At 70.3% G+C, this 20,796-nt stretch carries 19 protein-coding genes; 8 read left to right on the plus strand and 11 right to left on the minus strand.

Going from position 1 to position 20,796, the window contains the following annotated elements; all coding sequences use genetic code 11:
* Nucleotides 1-4: 4 nt before the first annotated feature.
* Nucleotides 5-1,636, minus strand: a complete 1,632-nt coding sequence (locus M3E84_RS04695) for an ABC transporter substrate-binding protein (RefSeq protein ID WP_259894883.1) — start codon at nt 1,634-1,636, stop codon at nt 5-7.
* Between the two features lie 314 nt (nt 1,637-1,950).
* Here M3E84_RS04695 and M3E84_RS04700 point away from each other — a divergent pair, with 314 nt between their 5' ends.
* Together M3E84_RS04700 and M3E84_RS04705 are read left to right on the plus strand one after the other, a co-directional pair.
* Nucleotides 1,951-2,451: a carboxymuconolactone decarboxylase family protein gene (locus M3E84_RS04700; protein WP_259894884.1), complete on the plus strand. Its 501-nt coding sequence runs from the start codon at nt 1,951-1,953 to the stop codon at nt 2,449-2,451.
* Nucleotides 2,444-2,791 (plus strand): GNAT family N-acetyltransferase, encoded by a 348-nt coding sequence (locus M3E84_RS04705; RefSeq protein ID WP_259894885.1) that lies wholly within the window; start codon nt 2,444-2,446, stop codon nt 2,789-2,791. The genes M3E84_RS04700 and M3E84_RS04705 overlap by 8 nt, the downstream gene beginning before the upstream one ends.
* Before the next feature lie 117 nt (nt 2,792-2,908).
* Here the strand turns inward: M3E84_RS04705 and M3E84_RS04710 are convergent, their stop codons facing one another.
* Nucleotides 2,909-3,106: a hypothetical protein gene (locus M3E84_RS04710; protein WP_259894887.1), complete on the minus strand. Its 198-nt coding sequence runs from the start codon at nt 3,104-3,106 to the stop codon at nt 2,909-2,911.
* Nucleotides 3,100-3,312 carry a maleylpyruvate isomerase N-terminal domain-containing protein gene (locus M3E84_RS04715; protein ID WP_259894888.1) on the minus strand — a complete coding sequence of 71 codons (213 nt, stop codon included), beginning with the start codon at nt 3,310-3,312 and terminating at the stop codon, nt 3,100-3,102. The genes M3E84_RS04710 and M3E84_RS04715 overlap by 7 nt, the downstream gene beginning before the upstream one ends.
* A gap of 100 nt (nt 3,313-3,412) precedes the next feature.
* Here M3E84_RS04715 and M3E84_RS04720 point away from each other — a divergent pair, with 100 nt between their 5' ends.
* Both M3E84_RS04720 and zupT read left to right on the plus strand, forming a co-directional pair.
* The gene (locus tag M3E84_RS04720) at nt 3,413-4,141 is read left to right on the plus strand and encodes a nuclease (RefSeq protein WP_311200433.1); all 729 of its coding nucleotides are present in this window, start codon (nt 3,413-3,415) and stop codon (nt 4,139-4,141) included.
* Nucleotides 4,142-4,183: 42 nt separating this feature from the next.
* The gene (gene zupT, locus M3E84_RS04725; protein ID WP_259894890.1) at nt 4,184-5,002 is read left to right on the plus strand and encodes a zinc transporter ZupT; all 819 of its coding nucleotides are present in this window, start codon (nt 4,184-4,186) and stop codon (nt 5,000-5,002) included.
* A gap of 205 nt (nt 5,003-5,207) precedes the next feature.
* On the opposite strand, the gene M3E84_RS04730 is transcribed toward zupT, so the two are convergent.
* Nucleotides 5,208-5,765 (minus strand): phage holin family protein, encoded by a 558-nt coding sequence (locus M3E84_RS04730; RefSeq protein WP_259894892.1) that lies wholly within the window; start codon nt 5,763-5,765, stop codon nt 5,208-5,210.
* A 204-nt stretch (nt 5,766-5,969) separates the two neighbouring features.
* Between M3E84_RS04730 and M3E84_RS04735 the strand changes: the two genes are divergently transcribed.
* A complete protein-coding gene (locus M3E84_RS04735) occupies nt 5,970-8,189 on the plus strand; it encodes an NADP-dependent isocitrate dehydrogenase (RefSeq protein WP_259894893.1) in 2,220 nt (739 codons plus the stop codon).
* A gap of 103 nt (nt 8,190-8,292) precedes the next feature.
* On the opposite strand, the gene M3E84_RS04740 is transcribed toward M3E84_RS04735, so the two are convergent.
* The 3 genes from M3E84_RS04740 to M3E84_RS04750 form a co-directional block, all read right to left on the minus strand.
* The gene (locus M3E84_RS04740) at nt 8,293-8,706 is read right to left on the minus strand and encodes a VOC family protein (protein WP_259894895.1); all 414 of its coding nucleotides are present in this window, start codon (nt 8,704-8,706) and stop codon (nt 8,293-8,295) included.
* 121 nt (nt 8,707-8,827) lie between these two features.
* Complete coding sequence (locus M3E84_RS04745) at nt 8,828-9,748, minus strand: diacylglycerol kinase family protein (RefSeq protein ID WP_259894897.1); 921 nt, start codon at nt 9,746-9,748, stop codon at nt 8,828-8,830.
* Nucleotides 9,749-9,857: 109 nt separating this feature from the next.
* Nucleotides 9,858-10,313 (minus strand): lipopolysaccharide assembly LapA domain-containing protein, encoded by a 456-nt coding sequence (locus tag M3E84_RS04750; protein WP_259894900.1) that lies wholly within the window; start codon nt 10,311-10,313, stop codon nt 9,858-9,860.
* Between the two features lie 221 nt (nt 10,314-10,534).
* On the opposite strand from M3E84_RS04750, the gene M3E84_RS04755 reads away from it, so the two are divergent.
* Both M3E84_RS04755 and M3E84_RS04760 read left to right on the plus strand, forming a co-directional pair.
* A complete protein-coding gene (locus M3E84_RS04755; RefSeq protein ID WP_259894902.1) occupies nt 10,535-11,782 on the plus strand; it encodes an exonuclease SbcCD subunit D in 1,248 nt (415 codons plus the stop codon).
* Complete coding sequence (locus M3E84_RS04760; protein ID WP_259894903.1) at nt 11,779-14,403, plus strand: AAA family ATPase; 2,625 nt, start codon at nt 11,779-11,781, stop codon at nt 14,401-14,403. Before M3E84_RS04755 ends, M3E84_RS04760 begins: the two co-directional genes overlap by 4 nt.
* A 153-nt stretch (nt 14,404-14,556) precedes the next feature.
* On the opposite strand, the gene M3E84_RS04765 is transcribed toward M3E84_RS04760, so the two are convergent.
* Both M3E84_RS04765 and M3E84_RS04770 read right to left on the minus strand, forming a co-directional pair.
* Entirely contained in the window at nt 14,557-15,357 is an 801-nt protein-coding gene (locus M3E84_RS04765; RefSeq protein ID WP_259894904.1) for a cytochrome b5-like heme/steroid binding domain-containing protein, read from the minus strand.
* A gap of 100 nt (nt 15,358-15,457) precedes the next feature.
* The gene (locus tag M3E84_RS04770; protein WP_259894905.1) at nt 15,458-17,032 is read right to left on the minus strand and encodes an AI-2E family transporter; all 1,575 of its coding nucleotides are present in this window, start codon (nt 17,030-17,032) and stop codon (nt 15,458-15,460) included.
* A 388-nt stretch (nt 17,033-17,420) separates the two neighbouring features.
* Here M3E84_RS04770 and M3E84_RS04775 point away from each other — a divergent pair, with 388 nt between their 5' ends.
* Nucleotides 17,421-18,554: an alanine racemase gene (locus tag M3E84_RS04775; protein WP_259894907.1), complete on the plus strand. Its 1,134-nt coding sequence runs from the start codon at nt 17,421-17,423 to the stop codon at nt 18,552-18,554.
* Between the two features lie 24 nt (nt 18,555-18,578).
* Here the strand turns inward: M3E84_RS04775 and M3E84_RS04780 are convergent, their stop codons facing one another.
* Together M3E84_RS04780 and M3E84_RS04785 are read right to left on the minus strand one after the other, a co-directional pair.
* Entirely contained in the window at nt 18,579-19,823 is a 1,245-nt protein-coding gene (locus tag M3E84_RS04780; RefSeq protein WP_259894909.1) for an acyl-CoA dehydrogenase family protein, read from the minus strand.
* A gap of 63 nt (nt 19,824-19,886) precedes the next feature.
* The gene (locus tag M3E84_RS04785) at nt 19,887-20,777 is read right to left on the minus strand and encodes a TetR/AcrR family transcriptional regulator (RefSeq protein WP_259894910.1); all 891 of its coding nucleotides are present in this window, start codon (nt 20,775-20,777) and stop codon (nt 19,887-19,889) included.
* Nucleotides 20,778-20,796: the final 19 nt, after the last annotated feature.

Raw genomic sequence — 20,796 nt, forward strand, 5'->3', positions numbered from 1 at the left:
TGTCTCAGGCCTGAGAGATCTTGGGGTAGTCGACCTCGCCGTTCCAGGTCAGGGCCACATCCTGGACGGCCTCGCTGTGACCAGCCGTGCGCGCGGGGTAGTACAGCGGGATCGCCGGCAGGTCCTCGAGCAGCATCGAGTCGGCCTCCAGGAAGGCCGCGTTGGCCTCCTCGTCCGAGCTGGCGGCCAGGCCCTCCTTCAGCTTGTCGTCGAAGGCCTGGTTCTCGTAGTGGGCGTCGTTCGAGGAGCCGTCGGTGGCGTACTGCGCCGAGAGGAAGTTGTACAGCGACGGGTAGTCCGCCATCCAGCCGGAGCGGAAGGCCGAGGTGAGCTCGCCCGCGTTGGCCTCGGTGCGCAGCTCCTTGAAGGTGGGGTAGGACTTGCCCTGAGCCTCGATATCCAGGGTGTTCTTGATCATGTTGCAGACCGCGTCCACCCACTCCTTGTGCCCGCCGTCGGCGTTGTAGGCGATCTCGAAGGTGTCGCCGCTGTAGGGCTCCAGCTCCTCGGCCGCCGCCCACAGCTCCTTGGCCTTGGCCTCGTCGAACTCGACGTTCTCCACGTTCTGCAGCTTGGACTCGTCGTAGCCGGCCACGACCGGGGAGGTGAAGTCCTTGGCGGGCTTGTGCTCGCCGCGGAAGACCACCTCGATGAGCTCCTCGCGGTTGATCGCCCGGGAGATGGCCTGGCGGCGCAGCTTGCCGGCCTCACCCGACCAGCCGTCCAGGTAGAAGGGGATGCCGAACGTGTAGTTGCCGGCGTACTCGCGGGTGACCATGCGACCGTCGAGATCGCCGTCGGCCACGTCCAGGTTCGTCGGCGGAATGGAATCCAGGATGTCCAGGTTGCCGGCCACCAGGTCCGTGTAGCCGGCTTCGAGGGACTGGTACAGCTTGAAGGTCACGGCGTCGTTCGCGGGCGGCATGGAGCCGTCGTAGTCCTCGTTCTTGACCAGGCGGATCTCCTGGTCATGCGCCCAGGCACCCTCGCCGTCCATCTTGTACGGGCCCCAGCCCACGGGGTTCTCGCCGAAGGCGTCCATGTCCTCGAAGGCCGAGGCCGGCATGGGCGCGTAGGAGGCGTAGCCCAGGCGGTTGCCGAAGGTGGAGTCCGCGCCGGAGAGGGTGACCTCCAGGGTGGTGTCGTCCACCGCCACCAGGCCCTCCATCTCGTCCTCCTCCGAGCCCTCGGCGGAGACCTTGTCGTAGCCCTTGATGGTCTCGAAGAAGTAGGCGCCCTGCTGCGCATTCTTGGCGGCGGCGCCGTAGTTCCAGGAGTCCACAAAGCTCTGGGCGGTGATGTCCTCGCCGTTGGTGAACTTCTTGCCGGACTTGATCTTGATGGTCCACTTCGTGTTGTCGTCGTTGGCCTCGATGGACTCGGCCAGCTCATTGACGGCTTCGGAGTCGTCGTTGTAGCTGATCAGGCCCATGAAGATCAGCGAGACCACACGGCCGCCGCCCTGCTCAGTGGTGTTGGTGGGCACCAACGGGTTCTCCGGCTCGGTGCTGAAGGCGTTGATCGCCCCGTCGCTGCTGCCGCCGCCTTCGCCACCGCAGGCGGTCAGGACGAAGGCGGAAGCCGAGGTGAGGGCGAAGGCGCCCAGGAGTCCGCGGCGGGAGATGGAAGGGGACATGGTGCTCTCCTGAAGTGAATGCGGTGGGGCCTGCCGTCGCCGAAGTGACCCGGTACACCCCTGAATGTGAGACAGGCTACAGCCCACACCCAGCATCTCCGAAGATTTCAGGGACGCTCCCGTGCATATCCCCACAGCCCCGACGACCACCGTCCACGAGATCGACCCGTGAAGGATCAACTGTCCAGCGTCAGGACGGGCGCAGCCCCTGGCGCCGGACGCTTTGCTCCGGGACGGGACCGCGGGCAGACATCGGCGTGTCGCCACTGAGCGCGCCTCTTGAAGCACGTGATACATCACATTATTCTGCTCGCATGAGCGAAGACCCGAGCTTCTATCTCGACCAGGCCGATCCTGCCGCCTGGAAGGCCCTCAACGGCGTCTCCCAGCAGGTCGCCGATTCCCTGGCGGCGGCGGGCCTGACCCGCGCGGTGGTCGAGCTGATCAATGTGCGCGTCTCCCAGCTCAACGGCTGCGCGTTCTGCCTGGACATGCACGTGAAGCTGGCGCGTCGGGCCGGTGTCACGGATCGTCAGCTGGCGGTGCTGACGGTGTGGAAGGAGACCGAGCTGTTCGACGACGTCGAGTGCGCCGCGCTCACCGTGGCCGAGATCGCCACCGAGCTGCCCGATCAGATCACCCGCCGCTCGCGCCTGGAGGCCGCCCGCGAGGTGCTGACCGACGCACAGTTCTCCGCCGTGCAGTGGGCCGCCCTCACGATCGGAACCTTCAATCGGCTGTCCATCCTGTCCGAGTACCCGGTCCAGGAGCGCGCTCTGGACCGCAAGAAGAAGGCCGAGGCCCGCCATGACTGATCTGAGCTTCCGCAACGACGACGGCCCCCAGCGCTACGAGGCGCTGTCCGGGGAGACCCTCGTCGGAAAGGCGTACTGGGTCGATGCCCCGGACGCCGAGGAGCCCGAGCGCATCTTCTTCCACACCGAGGTCGACGACGCCTTCGAGGGCCAAGGCGTGGCCTCCCAGCTGGTGCGCTTCGCCCTGGACGACGCGATCGAGCGCGGCTTCCGGATCGTGCCGGTGTGCCCCTACGTCGAGTCCTGGCTGAAGCGGCACGACGACTATGCGCAGCACGCCGTCGCGGTCCGCCCGCACCATCTGGAGGCGGTCCAGGCGCGCCAGCGACGCGGCTCCTGAGCCGGCGCACTCGGAACCTGTCAGGGGACGCAGTGCGCGAGGGCGCCCGCACCGATCACGGGGCGGGCGCCCTCCTCCTGCGGGTGGTGCTTCCGGCGACCCCTGCGCCGGATCGGCTCACCAGGCCGGCAGCTCCGGGGCTTCGTCGACGCCCTCGGGCAGGTAGATGCCCTCGGTGCGCCCGCGGGAGAGCCAGTCGAGGATTCCCTCGCGGTCGCCCTCCACGCGCAGGCAGCCGTCGCCGACGACCCACTCGTCGCCCTCGTCGGTGACGATGGTCAGGCCCGGGGAGTCCTTCACGGACAGGTTCAGCACTCCGGCAGACGGGTGAGCCGACGGGCCGCGACCGCCACATGGGCGACGACCCGCGCCCGGTTCCAGCCCTCGCAGTGCGACGGCTTGTCGAACTCGTCGTCGTGGAAGGACTCCACGGTCGAGAGGTACTGCTCGGACTCCCGCCCCAGGCCGGAGAGGTCCGAGCGGACGCGGGCGGGATTCAGGACGGGATGAATGGCGCTCAATCGCTCAGGCCATCAGCCTCGTGTAAGGCGCACCACATGGAGCCCGCAGCGGCACCCGCACTCGCCCTGCACGCCAGGAACCTCCCGTACCCTCAAGAGCATGGTTCCGCATGACACCGCCCAGTACGGCTCGCGCCGCTCCGACTCCACCGCGCCCACGCCGGCGATCCTCGACACCCCGGAGGCAGGCTCCCTGCCGGAGCAGGGAACGACGACCCCTGCCCAGCCCGCCGTGGCCGACGAGCCCGTCGCCCAGCCGTCGGGCCCGGCCTCCGGCACCACGTACCTGCTGATCGACGGCGAGAACATCGACGCCACCCTGGGCATGTCCCTGCTCGAGCGCAAGCCCAAGCCGGAGGAGCGCCCCCGCTGGGAGAAGGTCATGAAGGGCGCCCGCAAGCTGTGGCACCAGGACACCAACGGGCTGTTCTTCCTCAACGGCTCCCACGGGCACCTGCCCTTCAGCTTCGTGGCCGCGCTGCGCGGATTCGACTACCAGGTCATCCCCCTGGCGGCCCCGCCCAAGGTCAAGGTCGTCGACGTCGGCATCCAGCGCATGCTCAGCGCGATCCTGGCCCAGGGCCACGGCGACGTCATCCTGGCCTCCCACGACATCGACTTCCACGACGAGATCGAGGCCCTGCTCGACGACGGCCGCCGCGTGGCCGTGCTGTGCTTCCGCGAGCTGCTCTCGGCCGGGCTGCACGAGATGGAGGAGAAGGGCCTGCAGATCGTGGATCTGGAGGACGACTTCGAGGCCTTCAAGGCGCCGCTGCCGCGTCTGCGCATCATCGAGCTCGACGCCTTCGATCCGTCGCGCTACCTCTGATCCGCACCGTCTGATCCGCGCCGCACCGCCTGAGGAGGGTCGTTGGCCGCTGCCCTGCTGCTGACGGTGATCGCCGGGCTCGCCACGGGCCTGGGCGGTCTTGCCGTCTTCCTCACCAACCGCACGAACGGGTCGTTCCTGGCGCTGAGCCTGGGCTTCTCCGCGGGGGTGATGCTCTACGTCTCGTTCGTGGAGATCCTGGCCGAGGCGAGCGACCTCCTGAGCGCTGCCTGGGGGCCCGGTCGCGGGACCTGGGGCATGGTCGGGGGCTTCTTCGCCGGCATCGCGGTGATCGCCGTGATCGACCGGCTCGTGCCCCACGAGGCCAATCCGCACGAATTCACGTATCAGCCCGGCGACGCCGACGCCGCTGCCGTCGGCGCCGGTTCCGCGGCCGCCCCCGTCGATTCCCGTCTGCTGCGCACGGGCCTGCTGACCGCGCTGGCCATCGCGATCCACAACTTCCCCGAGGGCTTCGCGACCTTCGCCTCCGCACTGGGCGATCCGTCGGTGGCCATTGCGATCACGGTGGCGATCGCGCTGCACAACATCCCGGAGGGCATCGCGGTGGCCGTGCCCGTCTTCCAGGCCACCGACTCTCGCGCCCGGGCCGTCGGGCTGTCCTTCCTCTCCGGGCTCGCCGAGCCCCTGGGGGCCGTGATCGGCTTCCTGCTGCTGCGCCCGTTCCTCACCGACGCCCTGTTCGGCGCCGTGCTCGCCGGCGTGGCCGGGATCATGGTCTTCATCTCGCTGGACAAGCTGCTGCCCACGGCCGAGAAGTACGGCGGGCACCACCTGTGCGTCTACGGCGTGGTGGCGGGGATGGCGGTCATGGCCGTGAGCCTGGCGATGCTCGGCTGAGCGAGCCGTGACGCCCCGCCGCGGGCCCTTCCGCGCACCGGCCCGAACCGCCTCCGCACCGACCGGCACTCGAGGCCGCACCAGCGCATCTGCTCAGCGCTGATGGGATGCGCATGTGCGGCCTCACTGACCAGGGCCTGCATTGGTGCGGCCTCAACGCGGGCAAGGGCTGTGCTGGTGCGGCCTCAACAGCCGCGAGAAAGGATCACCGGCCGCGGCCGGTGGGATCCTCGGGGTCGTAGATCTCGCCCTCGCGGATGCGGCCGTCGTCGCCGCGGTACCGGTACGTATCCGCAGCGCTGCGCCGCGGCGGCTGGGCCGCACCTCGCACGGGGCGGCCGTAGGGGTCCCGGCCCGGAACGGCCCCGGCACGCCGCTCGACCACCACGACCTCGCGGCGTCTGGGCTCGAAGGCACCCATCAGCATGCTCACCAGCGAGATCACGAGGGAGCCGAGCACAGCGGACGGCCAGAAGGACTCCACGACCCAGTAGCCGCCGAAGACCTCCATCACGGTGGAGACCACCAGCAGCATCACGGCGTTGATCACGATCAGGAACAGCCCGAACGTGAGCACGATCAGGCAGCCGGTGAGCAGCTGCAGCACGGGCTTGACCACCGCGTTGAACGCACCGAGAACCGCCGCGGCGATCACGATCACCAGGATCTGCGTGCCGAGGGACGCGGTGTTCAGGTGGATGCCGGGCACCAGGGCGGTGGCCAGGGCCACCGCGAGCGAATTGACGAGCCATCTCCAGAGCATGGTCCTGTTCTACCCGCTGCACCTGTCCGGCGGCTGAGCCGAGGGCAGGCTGACGTCGTCGTCGCCTCGGGCGCAACAGCGGGCCCGTGGACCCCGGATGCGGCCCTCGCAGCGTGACCCAGGCCTCTGAGGCAGAGGTCGGATCGGGTAGGTTTGAAGGCGATCACGCACCGCATGACGTCGAACGAAGGAGTCACGACTCATATGCCCAAGATCATCTGGACCAAGACCGATGAGGCCCCGCTGCTGGCCACCTACTCCTTCAAGCCGATCGTGGAGGCGTTCGCCACCACCGCCGGCGTGGAGGTCGAGTCCCGCGACATCTCGCTGGCCGGTCGCATCATCGCCCTGTTCCCGGAGCGCCTGAGCGAGGACCAGCGCCTGGACGACGCCCTGGCCGAGCTCGGCGAGCTGGCCAAGACGCCCGAGGCGAACATCGTCAAGCTGCCGAACATCTCGGCCTCGGTCCCGCAGCTCAAGGCCGCGGTCAAGGAGCTGCAGCAGGCCGGCTTCGATATCCCGGACTACCCCGAGGACCCTCAGACGGACGAGGAGAAGGACGTCCGTGCCCGCTACGACAAGGTCAAGGGCTCGGCCGTGAACCCGGTCCTGCGCGAGGGCAACTCGGATCGCCGCGCGCCCAAGGCCGTGAAGAACTACGCCAAGAAGAACCCCCACAAGATGGGTGCGTGGTCCGGCGATTCCAAGACCAACGTGGCGTCCATGGACGCCAACGACTTCCGCGACAACGAGAAGTCCGTGGTCATCCCCGCCGATGACACCCTGACGATCCGCCTGCGCACGCAGGACGGCGAGCAGGTGCTCAAGGAGTCCGTGCCGGTGCTGGCCGGCGAGGTCGTCGACGCCACCTTCATGTCCGCTCGCGCCCTGGACGGCTTCCTGGCCGAGCAGGTGCAGCGCGCCAAGTCCGAGGGCGTCCTGTTCTCGGTGCATCTGAAGGCCACCATGATGAAGGTCTCCGACCCCATCATCTTCGGCCACGTGGTCCGCGCCTTCTTCCCCACCCTGTTCGAGGTCTACGGCGACCAGCTCGCCGCAGCCGGCCTGTCGGCCAACGACGGCCTGGCCTCGATCCTCTCGGGCGCGCAGCAGCTCGACGCCGAGGTCCGCGACGGCATCAAGGCCGAGATCGACAAGGGCCTGGCCGAGGGCCCGGCCCTGGCCTACGTGAACTCGCACAAGGGCATCACGAACCTGCACGTGCCCTCGGACGTCATCGTGGACGCCTCCATGCCGGCCATGATCCGCACCTCAGGGCACATGTGGTCCAAGGACGACACCGAGGAGGACACGCTGGCCGTGCTGCCGGACTCCTCCTACGCCGGCGTCTACCAGGCCGTGATCGACGACTGCCGCGCCAACGGCGCCTACGACCCCACCACCATGGGCACCGTCCCGAACGTGGGGCTCATGGCGCAGAAGGCCGAGGAGTACGGCTCGCACGACAAGACCTTCGAGATCCCGGCCCCGGGCACCGTCGAGGTCGTGAACTCGGCCAGCGAGGTCCTGATGTCGCACGAGGTCGAGCAGGGCGACATCTGGCGGGCCTGCCAGGCCAAGGACGCCCCCATCAAGGACTGGATCCAGCTGGCCGTGCGCCGCTCGCGCGAGTCCGGCATGCCGGCCGTGTTCTGGCTCGACGAGTCCCGCGCCCACGACCGCAACCTCATCGAGAAGGTCGAGAAGTACCTGGCCGAGGAGGACACCGAGGGACTGGATCTGCGCATCCTGAGCCCGGTCGAGGCCACCAAGTTCTCAATCGAGCGCATCCGCAAGGGCGAGGACACCATCTCGGTGACCGGCAACGTGCTGCGCGACTACCTCACGGACCTGTTCCCGATCCTGGAGCTGGGCACCTCCGCCAAGATGCTCTCGATCGTCCCGCTGATGAACGGCGGCGGCCTGTTCGAGACCGGCGCCGGCGGCTCCGCTCCCAAGCACGTGCAGCAGCTGGTCGAGGAGAACCACCTGCGCTGGGACTCGCTGGGCGAGTTCCTGGCGCTGGCGGCCTCCTTCGAGCACCTGGCCTCGCGCTACGACAACCCCAAGGCGCAGGTCCTGGCCGACGCCCTGGACGAGGCCACCGGCCGCTTCCTGGAGGAGAACAAGTCGCCCTCGCGCAAGGTCGGCGAGATCGACAACCGCGGCTCGCACTACTACCTGGCCCTGTACTGGGCCCAGGCTCTGGCGCAGCAGACGGCGGACTCCGAGCTGGCCGCGGCGTTCTCGGACGTCGCCCAGCGCCTGTCCGACGGCGAGGAGCAGATCGTCGCCGAGCTGCTCGGCGTCCAGGGCTCCCCGGCGGACATCGGCGGCTACTACCGCCCCGAGGACGAGAAGGCCTTCGCGGTCATGCGTCCGTCGGCCACGCTGAACGAGGCGATCGACAGCCTCAAGAAGTGATCTCCCGCCTCCGTTGAGGCACCGGGTCCGACTGCGGCCCCGCTCACCGATCGGTGTGCGGGGCCGCAGTGCGTCGTGGGGCAGCTCCAGCGGATCGGGCGGCTCAGCCGGCTGCGCTGATCTGCCAGTTCACGCCCCAGCGGTCCTGGAGCCACACGAAGGCGGGGCTGAAGGGGTACTCCCCCAGCGGCATGAGCTCGGAGCCGCCGTCGAGCAGGATCTCGTGGGCGGCGCGGACCTGCTCCTGCGTGTCGAGCTCGACGAACATGGACACCGCCGGGGTCAGCGGGAAGGCGTGGTCGAAGGCGCTGTCGAAGGCCCGCACGGTGGCCCCCGCCACGCGGATCAGGCCCTGAGAGATCGTGCCCGCGACCTCGTTCTCGTCGTCCTCGGACCACCGCGACAGCTCGAGCACCTCCGAGTCGGGGAATGCGCTGACCCACGTGCTCAGGGCGGTCTCCGCCTGGCCGTGGTTGTCGCCGAAGAACATGATGAAGGGGCTCAGACGTGCTGCCATGCAGTCCTCACTGAGGTGATGCTCGAGTGCGGTTTCTGGTGATCAGTGTGGCATCGGTACCGTGGGACACGGACGCGTCAGACTGCGTGCTGCTCCTGCGGGACTGCTGATGCCCATCCGCTCAGCTCGCCACGAGCAGCGCCCCGGGCCGTACCTCGGCTCGTACCCGGACAGCGCGGCCCAGCAGATCGCCGTCGGCCTGCAGCAGCAGCGGGCTCCGCGGTCGCAGCTCGACAGACAGCGCTCGCTCGCAGTGCAGGGCACGCGCCCTCTGCGGTCGTCGGATCAGCCCGTGCCAGCCGATGCTCGCCCAGTCGCGCAGAGACTGCGGGGCCGCTCGCAGCAGCTCGAGGTCCCCTGAGTCCGTGCGCACGTGCGGGAAGACCTGGATACCCAGCGGTATCCGCGGCGCGCTGCCGATCAGCACGGACCAGGCGGGCAGCTCGAGCTCGGGGCCGTCGTCCACGCGCATGCCGAGGGTGTGCAGGGGCGAGCGCAGCCTCGCGGCACCGCGCAGCAGGTAGGCCGGCCAGCCGGTGCGGAACTTCAACGCCTCATCCGTGGCGGCCACGACCGCTGCGTCCTCGCCCATGCCTGCGACAGCCAGGAAGACGTCGTCGTGCCGCTGCTGATCGGTGTCGCGCCAAATCAGGAGGCCGACGTCGTGCGGGCTCGGGTCTGCTGCAAGCGCTCGATGCAGCGCGGACTCCAGCGCCTTCGGTGACCGCGGCGCACAGATGCCCAGATTCCTGGCGAAGAGGTTGGCCGTGCCCGTCGGGATGATGCCCAGGACGGCCTCTGAGCCGATCAGGCCCGAGGCGGCGCTGCGGACGGTGCCGTCACCGCCAGCGACGATCACCCTAGCCGCTCCCTCGGCCACGGCCCGGGCGGCCTGCTGCGCGCCGGGGCGCTGCGAGGTGGTCGCCTCGAAGCGCACCCGCAGCCCGGCCGCGGCCGCTCGCTGCCGCATCAGGGGCTCGATCGCAGCGGCATGGCGCCTCAGCGGATGCACGATGACGACGACGTCCGCACGATCGCTCACGGAGAGCCGCTTCCGACGACGGCCGCATGCCTCGGCACGACGACGGCCGCGTCCCGCACAGGCGAGGACGCGGCCGTCATGGAGATGCTCCGCGGATCGATCAGCACGCTCAGCGCAGCGTGGACTTGATGCGCTCGCGCTCCTTCTCGAGCTTGCGCACGCGACGGTTCACGGCGAACAATCGCACCGACCCGACCAGGGCCATGACCAGGGCGCCGGCGATCGCGGCGAGCAGCATGGCCACGCCGGTGGGCATGGAGGAGGTCCAGGACATGAAGTGGATCGTGGCGTCCTCCATGTTCTGGAGGATGAAGATCAGCAGGACGACCAGCACCAGGATGCCTACGATCAGCGCGGCCCACACGCCGGCGCCCGGGCCGGAGCTGTGGCCGTCGAGCTTGGGATCGGTCGGCGGGGCCTGGCGCGGAGCCTGCTGGGGCGCAGGCGCCGGCTCCTGCGCGGGACGAGGCTGCTCCGGCTGCTGTCCGGGCACCTCGGAGGCGGACACGCCGGCCGGGCTGGTCTCCGGGTTCCAGGTCGGCTCGGGAGGGGTGTTCTGCGACATGGGGTCTCCTCGCTCTCAGGGGCCGCGGGACCGGAAGGGGACGCACGGCCGCCGCGCATTCCGTGGGCCCAATCTACGGGATCATCACCTCGCTGACGGCCTGACATCGGGTCTCACCAGGACCTTGTGATGTCGGACTCGCTTCCTAGGGTTATGGGAGTTCGCTTCCCCGGCCCGTTCTCGTCCCCGCATCCGCCGGAGCGCCCTGATGGAGGCCCGCCGTGACCGTTCGTTTCCTGCACACCAGCGACTGGCAGCTGGGCATGACCCGGCACTACCTGGCCGGTGAGGCTCAGCCGCGCTTCACCGCCGACCGGGTGGACACCGTGCGCACCCTCCTGGCGCTGGCCCTTGAGCGCGAATGCTCGTTCGTGGTCGTGGCAGGAGACGTGTTCGACCATGCCAATCTCAGCCTTCAGGACATGGGCCGGGCGCTGGAGGCCATGCGCTGCGAGCTGCCGGTGCTGCTGCTTCCGGGCAACCACGACCCTCTGGGCACGGGCTCGCTGTGGGACTCGCCCGCCGTGCGCGACGGCCTCCCGGACAACGTCGTGCTGCTGCGGGACTCCGGTCCCGTCCAGGTGCTCGACGGCGTCCAGGTGGTCGGGGCGCCGTGGCGGACCCGCAAGCCGGACGCGGATCCCGTGGCTCCGGCGCTGGAGGGTCTGGAGGCAGATGGGACCGTCCGCGTGGTCGTCGGCCACGGCATGCTGGAGGAGCTGGATCCGGATGCCTCCTCCCCCGTCACCGTCAGGCGGGCACCGCTGGAGGCAGCCTTGGCGGACGGGCGGATCCACTACGTCGCACTGGGCGATCGCCACATCCGCTGGCCGCAGGACGGACGCGGGGCCATCCAGTACTCGGGGGCCCACGAGACCACCAGCTTCCGGGAGACCGGTCTGGGCCTGGTGCTGGAGGTCCAGATTGATCCGCAGGCCCCGGCCGGGTCCCAGGTCACGGTGCAGGACCACCAGGTCGGGCAGTGGCGCCACGTGGTGATCGAGCGCGAGCTCGACGGCCCGGAGGACCTCGAGGCGCTGGCCGCCGAGCTGGATGCTCAGACGCCCAAGGAGCGGACCATGGTCAAGACGGCTCTGCGGGGAGCCCTCACGGTCGGGCAGGCGGCGCAGCTGGACGAGCTGCTCGAATCCCAGGGGGCGCGCTTCGCGTCGCTGGAGGCCTGGGACCGGCACACGGACATCGTGATCCTGCCCAGCCAGGAGGAGATGCAGGAGATCTCGCTGGGCGGCTTCGCCCAGCAGACCCTCGAGGAGCTTCGGGAGAGGGCCTGGCAGCCCGAGCGGGAGCGCGCTGAGGACGGGTCGCCCGAGCCGATCGCCACAGAAGAGCTCTCGGAGCAGGCCGAGCAGGAGGAGATGCTCCGCGAGCCGGCGCCGCCTGCTGAGCACGAGACCGCCCAGGATGCCCTGCGCCTGCTGGTGCGGCTGAGCGGAGGGCAGCGCGCATGAGGATCCACCGCATCGCCGTCGACAGCTTCAAGGGAGTCCGGGACCGCACGGTCGAGTTCCCGGACACAGGGATCACCGTGCTGCAGGGGCGCAACGAGTCCGGGAAGTCGTCCCTCATCGAGGCCTTCGACCTCCTGCTGGAGATCCCGGACAGTTCCGGGGCCAAGGCCGTCAAGGCGGCGGATCCCGTGGGCGATGACCTGGGGATCGCCGTGGAGGCGGAGTTCACCCTGGAGGGCCACCGCCTGCTGTACCGCAAGCAGTGGCTCAAGGCCAAGAAGACCACCCTGCGCTTCCTCGAGGGACCGCGCGCCGGGGACACGCTCTCGGGGCGGGAGGCCCACGACACCGTCATGGCCCTGCGCGAGCGCTCTGATCAGACGCTGTGGTCGGCGCTGCGCATGCTGCAGGGCTCGGCCTCGGGCCGGGAGAAGCTCACCGAGTCCTCGGCGCTGAAGTTCGCCCTGGAGCAGGCCAGCGGAGGCAGCGCCCAGAGCGAGTCCGGTTCGAGCCTGCTCGCTCTGGCCCAGGCCGAGCGCGAGCGGTACTGGACGGCCGGCGGCAAGGAGAACGCCGCCACCAAGGCCCTGCGCGAACGGCATGCGCAGGCCATGGCGGCCCATGAGAGCGCGGCCTCCGTTCTGGCGGGGCTGGACGCGGCGCAGGAGCGCCTGGAGCGGGATGAGCGGGCCCTGGGCGCGGCCCAGCGGACGCTGGAGGCCGCGGAGGAGGACGCCGAGCAGGCGCGGGTCGCCGCTGCCTCGCTCACGGAGCTGGAGGAGCGCAGGGACAGGGCGGTGTCGGACGTCCAGGCGGCAGGCGACCACGCAGAGCAGCGCCGCCTCGATCTCGAGCAGCGCACGCAGCTTCGCACCGGCGTGCGGGAGGCAGCCGATCGGGCCGAGCAGCTGAGCTCGGAGGCCGAGGCCCTGCAGGCCAAGGTCGACACCGCGCAGGAGGAGGCGCAGAAGCACCGCGACGAGCTCCAGTCCGCCCGTACCGCTGAGGAGCAGGCCCGGCAGAAGGTGCGCACGCTGCGCACGGCTCAGCGCCTGGTCCAGGACCGGCAGCGCCTGGACGAGCTCACGCAGCTGCTGCAACGGCTCCAGGAGGTGGCGCAGCAGCTCGAGGCGCTGGGCCAGGCGCCCGAGTCTCCCCTCACCCAGAAGGACATCGAGCGCATCGATGCCGCCGAGCGGGATGTGGCGACCGCCCGGGCCCAGGTTCAGGCAGGCTCCGCTGAGCTGACGGTGACTGCACTGGGCGGCGCCCGCTCGCTGCAGCTGGGCGGGGAGGCGCTGGAGCTGCCCGAGCAGCAGACTCAGACCTGGGCCGTCACCGAGCAGATCGAGCTCGAGCTGCCGGGTCAGCTGCGGGTCACCGTGGCTCCTGAGCAGGGCCGCGAGGATCGTCGCCGAGCGGTCGAGGACGCCCAGGAGTCTCTGCAGCGGGCGCTGCAGCCCTGGGACCTCGAGTCTCCCCAGGCGGCGAGGGACCTGCTGCGGGAGCAGACCGAGGCGCAGCGCGAGCGTCAGGCGCTGGAGCACCGCCGACAGGTCGAGCTCGCCCAGCACGACGAGGCCGAGCTGCGCCGCGAGCACGACCGGCTGAGCGCGCGGCTGGAGGAGGCGGAGGCACCGGCCCCGGCAGCCGATGCGCAGGAGGCCGCCGACGCCGTGCAGGAAGCGGAGGAGGCTGCCGAGGAGGCCCGCAGCGCGCTCGAGTCCGTGCGCGACGACTTCGCAGGTGCGGAGGCGGCGCTGTCGGCCCGTCGCGAGGAGCTGGGCGCGGCGCGCGCCGGGCAGGCGGCCCAGTCGGAGACCGCCCGCAGCGCCGAGCAGCGCCTCGCCCAGGAGCGCGAGCGCCTCAGCGACGACGCCCTGGAGGCAGCGCATCGGCAGGCCGCAGCGGAGCTCGAACGCGCCGAGCAGCTCAAGGCGCAGCTCGAGCAGCAGTGGCAGGACCAGGACGGCGAGCACAAGCGCAGCCAGTACCAGGCCCGCATGCGCCGCCCGGAGGCCCTGCGCCAGCAGCTCGAGATGGCCCGCGATCAGCGCGCCCAGTCCAAGGGTGCGCTGATGGCCCTGGACCGGGACCAGAAGCAGAGCGCCTTCGACGACGCCCTCACCCAGCGTCGCGCGGTGTCACGGGAGCTGCGCACCCACCTCCGCCGCGCGGCGGCCGCCAAGATGCTGGCCGACACCATGGAGCGCTTCCAGGCCGAGGCGCACCGCCGCTACACCGAGCCGTTCCGCCGACGCCTGGAGCAGCTGGGATCCTTCGTCTTCGGTTCGAGCTTCCGCGTGGAACTCGACGAGGACCTGGAGGTCACCCGGCGCTTCATGCACGGCACCTGGATCGACGAGTCCTCGCTGTCCACGGGCGCACGGGAGCAGCTCGCCGTGCTGGTGCGCCTTGCCGTGGCCACTCTGGTGGATCCCGTCGAAGGGGTGCCCGTGATCTTCGACGACGCCCTGGGCCACTCGGATCCGGAGCGGCTGGCGAGCCTGGCGGCGGCTCTCGAATCGGCCGGACGCCGGGCTCAGGTCATCCTGCTCACCGCCACGCCGGAGCGCTTCGCAGCGGTCGCAGGCACGGCCGAGGTCCGGATCGGCGACTGAGCGCAGCGCGCTCTCCGATGATCCCGGACGGCAGCGACTGCGAGTCCCGGTGCAGCATGGAAGGCCGGGACTGCGACTCCCGGCCCCGGACGGCAGGACCTCAGGGGCTCGGCCGCAGACGCGGGCCGGACTGGGCTGAGTGCGTCAGCAGGCTCAGGCGGCGAGCTCGCCGATCCTGAACTCCGCGAGCTGCTCGGCCACCCGATCGCTGCCCTCGTGCTGGCCGGTGAAGGCCTCGGTGCCGTCGCTCCCGCACAGCGACTCGATCGCGCCCTCACCCCCGGGATGCTGGGCGATCCAGTCGCTGAGGTCGTAGACGCCGCCGTCGATCGCGGCCCAGCAGGACTCGGCGCCGTCGTGCTCGGCGACCTCATCCATCGTGTAGGTCTCAGCCTCGGACTCGGTGGCGGCCGAGGACGACTCCTCGGCGCTGGTGCCCGCAGGGTCGTTCGTGGCCATGGCCCCTGACCACGCGGCCTGGGCGCCCGTGTGACCGGTCTGCACGGCGAAGATCAGCACGGCCGCGCCCGTCAGAGCGCTCAGCGCGCCCAGGACCGTCGGCAGCGCACCTGCGCCCGAGCCCTCGACCTCGCCGCGCTGCTTCCGGTCGGCGAGGACCCGGCTGATCCACCAGGCCGTCGTCAGCACGAACAGCGCGATCGAGGCCGCGAGCAGGCGGTTCGCGGCGTCGGCGTGCCGCTGCGGCATGCCGACCTGCTGGGCGAAGGCGTCGCCGGAGATCAGGGCCAGGATGACCCCGGCCAGCCCGAGCGCGGCGCCGATCACGGACAGGCCCAGGACGCGTCGGCGCACGGCTGGCACCACCGCCGCGACGATCAGCAGGATGGCCGTCAGCGGCAGCACCACGACCGGAAGATGCACCACGAGCGGATGCATAGGAAGGTCGCCTACGGCGGTGAACGAACTGGTCTGCAGGGAAATTTGCGAGTTCATGCTTCCACGGTACGGGAAAAAGATGACGCGTCCCTCAAATTGTCGGACTCAGTGGAGTGAGACCCCGCATGTCGCTGACGCGGGGAGCTTCCGTGACGGGTCAGGAGCGCTCATCTGCCAAGGCTGCGGGCGCCTCGGAGGCCTGCGTCGAGTCGCTCGCCTCCGTTGTGCTGCAACCCGCCACCGGTGCGGGGCGGCGCCGGCGTCGGGTGGTCCCGCTGATCCAACGGGCCAGGGCTCCGCGGGAGGCACGGGCCTGCTCGGCAGCCGCCGACGACAGCCCGTCCTCCGGCGAGGAGGCGATCAGCGCGTTGACGAAGCGCACGTCCGGGTTGGGATCCACGAGCAGGGCCTTGACCAGCAGCGTGGCCGGCAGGGCGAGCAGCGCCCCCAGCGGGCCGAGCACGAGCGACCACAGCAGCACGGAGACGAACGAGACCATCGGGGTGACTCCCACGGCGTCACCGGTGAACTTGGGCTGGATGAACGACTGCATGACCAGGTTGATCACGCTGAAGCCCAGGATCACGGCCAGCGCATCGAGCCAGCCGCCCTCGAGCAGGCCCATCATGGTCGGCGGGATCATGCCGATGACGAACCCGATGTTGGGGATGTAGTTCGTCACGAAGGCCAGCACCGCCCAGACACCGGCCAGCGGGATCCCCAGGGCCCACAGGTAGCCCAGGTCCATGAGCGCCACGATCAGCCCGAAGACCGTCGTGACGATCCAGTACCTGCGCACCCCGGCGGCAAAGCTGAGCAGCGCGCGGCCCACCAGGGGCTTCTGCAGCAGGATCACGCCCATCCGCCGGCGGATGGTCATGGAGTCCAAGGTGAGGAAGAAGATCGCGGTGATGACGATCGCCAGCATGGTGGCGACTCCGGAGACGTTCGAGGCCACATCGAGCAGCCATTCCGTCGAGAAGCCCACGATGTCGGGCACGTTGGCTTCGATGTTGGCCGCCATGGTCTCGGTCGTCACGCCGAACTGCGCGAGCCACTGCATGAGGTCATCGCCCAGCGCGGCGAACTCTCCGGAGTAGCCGGGCAATGCCGTCAGCAGCGCGAAGATCGCCCATCCCATGGAGTAGAAGAAGGCCAGCAGTGCGATCAGCACCACTGCCAGAGCGGTGATCGCGGCCAGCCAGACCGGCCACCGCAGCCTTCGCACGAGCCAGGCGTGCAGGGGGTGGACGATGATCACCATGTTCAGCGCGAAGAAGACCGGGGCGATGAAGCTGGCGTAGCGGCTGATCCCCTCCAGAGCCAGCAGTGCCGCCGCCACCCCGACCAGCATCAGCACCAGACGACGCGACCCGGCATCGCCCCCGCGCATCGAAGCGGCTGTGTCGAGGGTCGGCCCGGCCACCTCTTCCTGTCCCTGTGGCTGTCTGTCATCAGGGGATCCGTCGCGTGCGGCCTCGAAGGCCTCGACCGGGGTCAGGGCGGTGCGGTCCTCGGCAGGCAGCCCCGTCTCCGGGGATTCCTGGACGGGCTGCTCGTCCAGCAGATCCGCGAGACCGGCGGACTCATCGGCCGGATGATCCGTGGGCGTGGGTCCTGTGGATTCAGATGATCCGGCACTCGAGTTCGACCGCACAGACGACGCTGTTCCGGGCTCACCGAGCGTCGAGCGGTCGGTCTTGCGGGTTCCGTGCGGCTCAGCCGGGGACATCGAGGCTCCTGTGGGGCAGCGGCGCCGCGGCTGCGACGCACGGGCGGCCCTGCGGCCGTCGAGCAGATCCTAGACCCGCCTGATGTCCCGCAGATGTCCGGGCGCCCGAGCGGCCGCATCGCCGCTCCCCTTCCAGCGACTGGCCGATTGCCCACCGCTCCTGGACCCGGTGGCCGCTTCCTCACCGCAGGCCGCCGGACCCGGTGACGACTCGGCCTGTCGGCGGCGGTGCGGTTCGGATTCGGCCGCTCGATAGCGGAACGGGGCTGAATCCGACAGTCGATGAAACGACGGGACGGATGCGGCTGGACGGACCACGACTCGGCGCCCGAGGCACGAGGCCCTGCGGCTTGGGACCCTGCCCGGGGCTGGGGGCTAGGGTCGGGCCATGACCGAAGCTCATGCTGACTTCCCCGCCCAGCACCTGCCGGATCTGCCCCTGTCCACGCCTGCGGTGGTGGTGGATCGCCGGATCATGGATGCCAACATCGCTCGGGTGGCCGACTCCGCGGCCCGTCGCGGGCTGGCGCTGCGCCCGCACGCCAAGACGCACAAAATCCCCGAGATCGCCCGCCGGCAGATGGCCGCCGGCGCGGTGGGGCTGACCGTGGCCACGATCGGCGAGGCGGAGATCTTCGCCGGAGCCGGCATCGGGGACCTGTTCATCGCCTATCCGCTGTGGGTCGACATGCGCAAGGCCGTGCGGCTGAAGCTGCTAGCGGAGAAGACGCGACTGCGCATCGGCACGGATTCGGTCGAGGCCGTCGAGCGGATCGCCCGCGAGCTGGGCGATGCGCCGATCTCGGTGTCCCTGGAGCTGGACAGCGGCCACCACCGCAGCGGCGTGCTCCCCCAGGATGCGCTGCCGATCGCCGAGCGCGCCCGTGAGCTCGGCGTGCGCCTGGACGGGCTCTTCACCTTCCCCGGGCACAGCTACGCACCGGGCGAATCGGGTCCGGTCGCCGCTCAGGAGAGCGAGATCCTCGCCGACACCGCACGACGACTGCGCGAAGCAGGCCACGAGATCGTCCACCTCAGCGGCGGCTCGAGTCCCACCGCCGAGGTCGAGGGGCCCACGGCGGTCCAGGAGATCCGCCCCGGCGTCTACGTCTTCGGCGATGCGCAGCAGCTCGAGCTCGGGCGCATCGGCATCCGGGACGTCTCCCTGTCGGTGGCCGCGACCGTCGTCTCCCGCCACGACCACGACGGACCGGACACCGAGCAGCTGCGCCGCATCGTGCTGGATTCCGGGTCGAAGGTCCTGGGCAGCGACCGCCCCGCATGGGCCACCGGATACGGCCGGCTGCCGAGTCATCCGCAGGCCAGGATCACGGCGCTGTCCGAGCACCACGCGACCGTCGTCTTCCCGCCCGATCAGCCGCTGCCGGCCCTGGGCTCGCAGGTGCGCGTGATCCCCAACCACGTGTGCCTGAGCCTGAACCTCATCGATTCGGTGACCGTGATCGACGACGGCGCCGTGCTGGGCTCCTGGAAGGTCGCCGCGCGCGGTCTCAACAGCTGAACCCCGCGCCGACGACGGCCCCGCTCAGCCGAACGCGCTGAACCCGGTCAGATCGCGGCCGATCAGCAGCGCCTGCACCGACTCGGTGCCCTCGTAGGTGTGGATCGCCTCGATGTCGGCCAGATGCCGCATGACCCCGTTGTCGATCAGGATGCCGTTGCCGCCCATGAGGTCGCGGGCCTCGGCGGCGATCGCCCGGGCCGTGCGCGTGTTGTGGTACTTGGCCAGCGAGGCCTGGGTGGGCCGCAGGTATCCTCCGGCCTCGGAGGCGGCCAGCTGCGTGCAGTACAGCTGCATGGCCGTGAGCATGGACAGCATGCGGGTCAGCCGCTCTTGCACGAGCTGGTGCTCGGCCAGGGGCTTGCCGAACTGGCGCCGCTGCTTGGCGTAGGACAGCGCGGATTCGAAGCAGCCGGTCGCATGCCCCAGCGCGGACCAGGCCACTCCGGAGCGGGTCGCGTAGAGCACGCGCGAGGCGTCGCGGAAGCTCGTGGAGCCGGGCAGCACAGCATCGGCCGGCACCTGGACGTCCTCCAGGCGGATCAGCGCCTGGTCGATCGCGCGCAGCGCGCCCTTGCCCTTGATGACCTCGGCCCGGTAGCCGGGGGTCTCCTGCGGGACCAGGAAGCAGCGCACGGAGCCGGTGGCACCTGGCTCGCCCTCGGTCACGGTGTCATCGATCACGCGCGCCCACACGAAGGTGATGCCTCCGGCGGCCCCGTTGCCGATCCACTTCTTGGCCCCGCGCAGCGTCCAGCCTTCGGCTGTGCGGGTGGCCATGGTCTCCAGGCCGGCGGAGTCCGAGCCGTGATCCGGCTCCGTGAGCGCGAAGGCACCGAAGACCTCCCCTGCGGCCAGCGGCTTGGCCCAGCGCTGCTGCTGCTCCGGGCTGCCGTGGAGGATGAGGCTGCGCAGGGCCAGACCGCCCTGCACCGCCACGATCGTGCCGAGCGAGCCGTCGAGGCGCGAGAGCTCCATGTTCACGAGTCCGGCCCCCAGCGGGGACATCTCGCTGAGCAGTGGGTGCTCGAGGCCATCGACGAACAGATCGGCGGCGCCCAGGGCGGCCACGGCCTCTACCGGGTACTCATGGGCGTCCCACGCCGCGGCCATGCGCTCCTGCAGCGCGGTGCCGACTTCCCGGGCCCGGGCCCAGAGCTCGCGATCGGCCTCCGGGATCTGGGCGAACAGGCTGTAGTAGTCGATGTCCAGGGGCTCGGTCACCGAGTACTCGGGCTCGGCGGCGCCGGGGAGCGTGGTCTCAGTCATGGCCCCACTCTAGCGATACGGCGTCTCAGATGGAATGAGACGCCGTATCAGCACTGCGGGTCGTCAGCTCAGGGCGTCGCGGACCTTCTCGAGCACGGCCTCGACCCCTGCGCCGGAGGCGGACGACGTCGGCAGCGTGGCCACCACGACCGTCACCGCATCCGCCGGCGCTGCGCCCGACCCGACCCCGTCGACGACCTCGTCGGAGGCCTCGGACTTGTCGCTTGCATCGGACCCGGAAGACTTGCCGCCTCCCCCGAGACCATCGTCAGATTGAGACGTCAGGCGCGCGCGGACGTCGTCGAGCGCCGCGCCCAGGGTCTCGGCAGCCGCCTCGACAGCAGTCCGGCCCCGAGCCCGCTCGTCGCGCAGCAGCGAGCGCAGGGCATGGTTGTGCGCCGCGGTCACGGCTGCGGCGAATACGACGGTGCCCAGGGCGTCGGCCTGTGGCAGGTGGGCGCGCAGGACCTGGACGAACAATCGCTCGTAGCGCCGCTCGGTGACGATCTCCCGATCGCGCAGCGCGGGCACGGAGCGGACCACGGCGTAGCGGCGCCGCGCAGCGGGGAGGTCCTGCGCCAGGTGCGTGAAGACCTGCAGGGACGCCTCGCACACGACCGCGTGCGGATCGATCGACTTGCCCGCGAGCCGTCGGTGCATCCGCGCCTCGAGGCGCTCGAGCAGCGGTGCGTGATCGGCGAAGACCGCATCCTCCTTGCCGCCCACCTGGCGGAAGAAGGTGGCCCTGGAGATGCCTGCCGCCGCGGCGATCTCCGCCACGCTCGTGGCCTCGAACCCATCGCGCTCGAACAGCTCGACGGCCGCGCGCACCGCTCGGGCACGCAGCTCATCGGCGGGACCTGCTGCGACGGCCGTCGCCTCGGCAGCGTCCGAGACCGCCTCCCCGAGGGACGGCGCACTCGAGGACTCGGAGCGATTCTGCGCGGGGCTCATGGCTTCGGGACGCTACCAG

The organism is Kocuria sp. p3-SID1428 (assembly GCF_025149945.1).
Taxonomy (GTDB): Bacteria; Actinomycetota; Actinomycetes; order Actinomycetales; family Micrococcaceae; genus Kocuria.